Source organism: Kitasatospora sp. NPDC056327 (assembly GCF_042261735.1).
In the GTDB taxonomy this organism is placed as follows: domain Bacteria; phylum Actinomycetota; class Actinomycetes; order Streptomycetales; family Streptomycetaceae; genus Kitasatospora.
The window spans coordinates 1-3,298 of the sequence record NZ_JBHJRC010000478.1; the positions used below are offsets into that span (position 1 = coordinate 1).

Annotated in this window: 3 protein-coding genes; all 3 read left to right on the forward strand. The window is 71.0% G+C overall.

All coding sequences use genetic code 11. The features are described from left to right. Positions 1–47: 47 nt before the first annotated feature. From ACFCX4_RS35415 to ACFCX4_RS35425, 3 genes are read left to right on the forward strand one after another with little or no spacing between them, the layout of a single operon-like run. Positions 48–1,058, forward strand: a complete 1,011-nt coding sequence (locus tag ACFCX4_RS35415; protein ID WP_376151454.1) for an ABC transporter permease — start codon at positions 48–50, stop codon at positions 1,056–1,058. Then, positions 1,055–2,125: an ABC transporter ATP-binding protein gene (locus ACFCX4_RS35420; RefSeq protein ID WP_376151456.1), complete on the forward strand. Its 1,071-nt coding sequence runs from the start codon at positions 1,055–1,057 to the stop codon at positions 2,123–2,125. Before ACFCX4_RS35415 ends, ACFCX4_RS35420 begins: the two co-directional genes overlap by 4 nt. A gap of 34 nt (positions 2,126–2,159) precedes the next feature. Further along, complete coding sequence (locus ACFCX4_RS35425) at positions 2,160–3,248, forward strand: ABC transporter ATP-binding protein (protein ID WP_376151458.1); 1,089 nt, start codon at positions 2,160–2,162, stop codon at positions 3,246–3,248. Positions 3,249–3,298: the final 50 nt, after the last annotated feature.

A 3,298-nucleotide genomic window follows, 5' to 3' on the forward strand; every position in this document is an offset into this window, starting at 1 on the left:
CGTCCGGAGGACCCCGGACGGGGGCGGGCCGCCGGAGCCGCCCAACTGTGTTTGCCTACATCATCCGCAGGACGCTGGCCGCCGCGGTGCTGCTGTTGGTGGTCAGCGCGGTCACCTTCGCGATCTTCTTCCTGCTCCCGCGCCTGGCCGGCGAGACCACCGACCAGCTGGCCGCCCAGTACATCGGGAAGAACCCCTCCCCCGAGGCGATCGCGGCGGTCAAGAAGAACCTCGGGTTCGACCAGCCGCTGTACACCCAGTACTGGAACTTCCTGAAGGCGCTGGTCTCCGGCGCCGAGTACAAGTTCGGCCCGGAACCGGCCACCTGCCACGTGCCGTGCTTCGGCTACTCGTTCAAGAACCACCTGGAGGTCTGGCCGGAGCTCACCAAGCGCATCCCGGTCACCATCTCGCTGGCCATCGGCGCCGCCGTGATCTGGCTGGTCTCCGGCGTCACCACCGGTGTGATCTCCGCGCTCAAGCCGCGCTCGGTCTTCGACCGCCTCTCCATGGGCGTGGCCCTGGCCGGCGTCTCGCTGCCGGTCTTCTTCACCGGCGCGCTGCTGCTCACGCTCTTCAGCTACGAGTGGCCGATCCTGGACAACCTGCAGTACACGAACTTCACCGACGACCCGCTGATGTGGGCCCGCAACCTGATCCTGCCCTGGATCTCGCTGGCCTTCCTCTACTCCGCGCTCTACGCCCGGCTCACCCGCGCCGGGATGCTGGAGACGATGAGCGAGGACTACATCCGCACCGCCCGGGCCAAGGGCCTGGCCGAGCGCAAGGTCGTCACCCGGCACGGACTGCGGGCCGCGCTCACCCCGATCGTCACCATCTTCGGCATGGACCTGGGCCTGCTGCTCGGTGGTGCGCTCATCACCGAACAGGTCTTCTCGCTCCAGGGCGTCGGCTTCTTCGCGGTCTCCGCGATCAAGGACAACGACCTGCCGAAGATCCTCGGCGTCACCCTGCTCGCCGCGTTCTTCATCGTCCTGTGCAACCTCGTGGTTGACCTCCTGTACGCCCTTGTCGACCCCCGGGTGAGGCTGTCGTGACCGAGCTCCAGAAGACCACGGCCCGCACGGCCGCCCCGGGCGGCCAGGACGCCTTCCTCTCCGTGCGGGACCTGCGGATCCACTTCGACACCGACGACGGCCTGGTCCGTTCCGTCGACGGGGTCAGCTTCGACCTCGCGAAGGGCCGCACCCTCGGCATCGTCGGCGAGTCCGGCTCCGGCAAGTCCGTCACCTCGCTCGGCATCATGGGCCTGCACCGCTCCAGGCGGGCCCGGATCGGCGGCGAGATCTGGCTGGACGGCGAGGAACTGGTCGCGGCCGGACCGGACCGGGTGCGCGAGCTGCGCGGCCGGCAGATGGCGATGATCTTCCAGGACCCGCTCACCGCGATGCACCCCTACTACACGGTGGGGCAGCAGATCGTCGAGGCGTACCGGGTCCACCACCCGCAGGCGAACAAACGGCAGGCCCGGGCGCGCGCGGTCGAGATGCTCGACCGGGTCGGCATCCCGCAGCCCGACCGCCGGGTCGACGACTACCCGCACCAGTTCTCCGGCGGCATGCGCCAGCGCGCGATGATCGCGATGGCCCTGGTCAACGACCCCTCGCTGCTGATCGCCGACGAGCCCACCACCGCCCTGGACGTCACCGTCCAGGCGCAGATCCTGGACCTCATCCGGGACCTCCAGGAGGAGTTCGGCTCGGCCGTCATCATCATCACCCACGACCTCGGGGTGGTCGCCGAACTCGCCGACGACATCCTCGTGATGTACGGCGGCAAGTGCGTCGAGCGCGGGCCCGCCGAGACGCTCTTCGACGCGCCCGAGCACCCCTACACCTGGGGCCTGCTGGGCTCGATGCCGCGGCTCGACCGGGAGCTCCAGGACCGACTCGTCCCGGTCCGCGGCACCCCGCCCAGCCTGATCAACGTGCCGTCCGGCTGCGCCTTCCACCCGCGCTGCCCGTACGCCGGGCGGACCGGCGGACGCTCCACGACCGAGACCCCGGCGCTGGCCGAGGCCACGCCCGGGCACCACGCCGCCTGTCACCTCGCGGTCGCCGAGCGACACCGCATCTTCGCCGAAGAGATCGCGCCCCGGCTGTGAGCCCGGCCTCGTACCACCATTCTGGAGAGAACCGATGACGGACACTCAGGCGGCGGCGCCCGAACCCCTGAGGAAGGTGCCCGCCCAGACGCCCGCCCCCGACCGGCAGCCGCTGCTCCGGGTGGCCGGTCTGACCCGGCACTTCCCCATCCGCGGCGGTCTGCTGCGGCGCCAGACCGGCGCCGTCCGGGCGGTCGACGGCATCGACTTCACGGTCAACGCCGGGGAGACCCTCGGTGTCGTCGGCGAGTCCGGCTGCGGCAAGTCGACGATGGGCCGGCTGGTCACCCGTCTCGACGAACCCACCGGCGGGACGGTCGAGTTCGAGGGCACCGACATCACCCACCTGGGCGTCGGGGCGATGCGGCCGCTGCGCCGCGACATCCAGATGATCTTCCAGGACCCGTACTCCTCGCTGAACCCCCGGCACACCGTCGGCACCATCGTCGGCGCGCCGTTCCGGCTGCAGAAGGCCGAGCCGGCGGGCGGGATCAAGAAGGCCGTCCAGGAGCTGCTGGAGCTGTGCGGGCTCAGTCCCGAGCACTACAACCGCTACCCGCACGAGTTCTCCGGCGGCCAGCGCCAGCGCATCGGCATCGCCCGGGCCCTCGCCCTGCGGCCCAAGATGATCATCGCCGACGAGCCGGTCTCCGCGCTCGACGTCTCCATCCAGGCCCAGGTGGTCAACCTGCTCGACGACCTCCAGCAGGAGCTCGGGCTGACCTACCTGATCATCGCGCACGACCTCTCGGTGGTCCGGCACGTCTCCGACCGGGTGGCCGTGATGTACCTCGGCAAGATCGTCGAGATCGCCGACCGGGACTCGCTCTACCGCACCCCGATGCACCCGTACACCACCGCCCTGATGTCGGCCGTGCCGGTGCCGGACCCGCGCCGCCGGCAGCGCGACGGCCGCGAGCGGATCCTGCTCAAGGGGGACGTGCCCTCGCCGATCAACCCGCCCAGCGGCTGCCGCTTCCGCACCCGCTGCTGGAAGGCCCAGGAGATCTGCGCGAGCCAGGAGCCGCCGCTGGCCACGGCCCGGACGGGGCACCAGGTGGCCTGCCACTTCCCCGAGAACGCCGTGCGGGCACCGGAGGGCGCCGCCGCCGGTGCCGCGTAGCACCGCCCCCGGCAGGAACGCAGGAGTCCGCCCGCCCCGGTCTGCCGGGG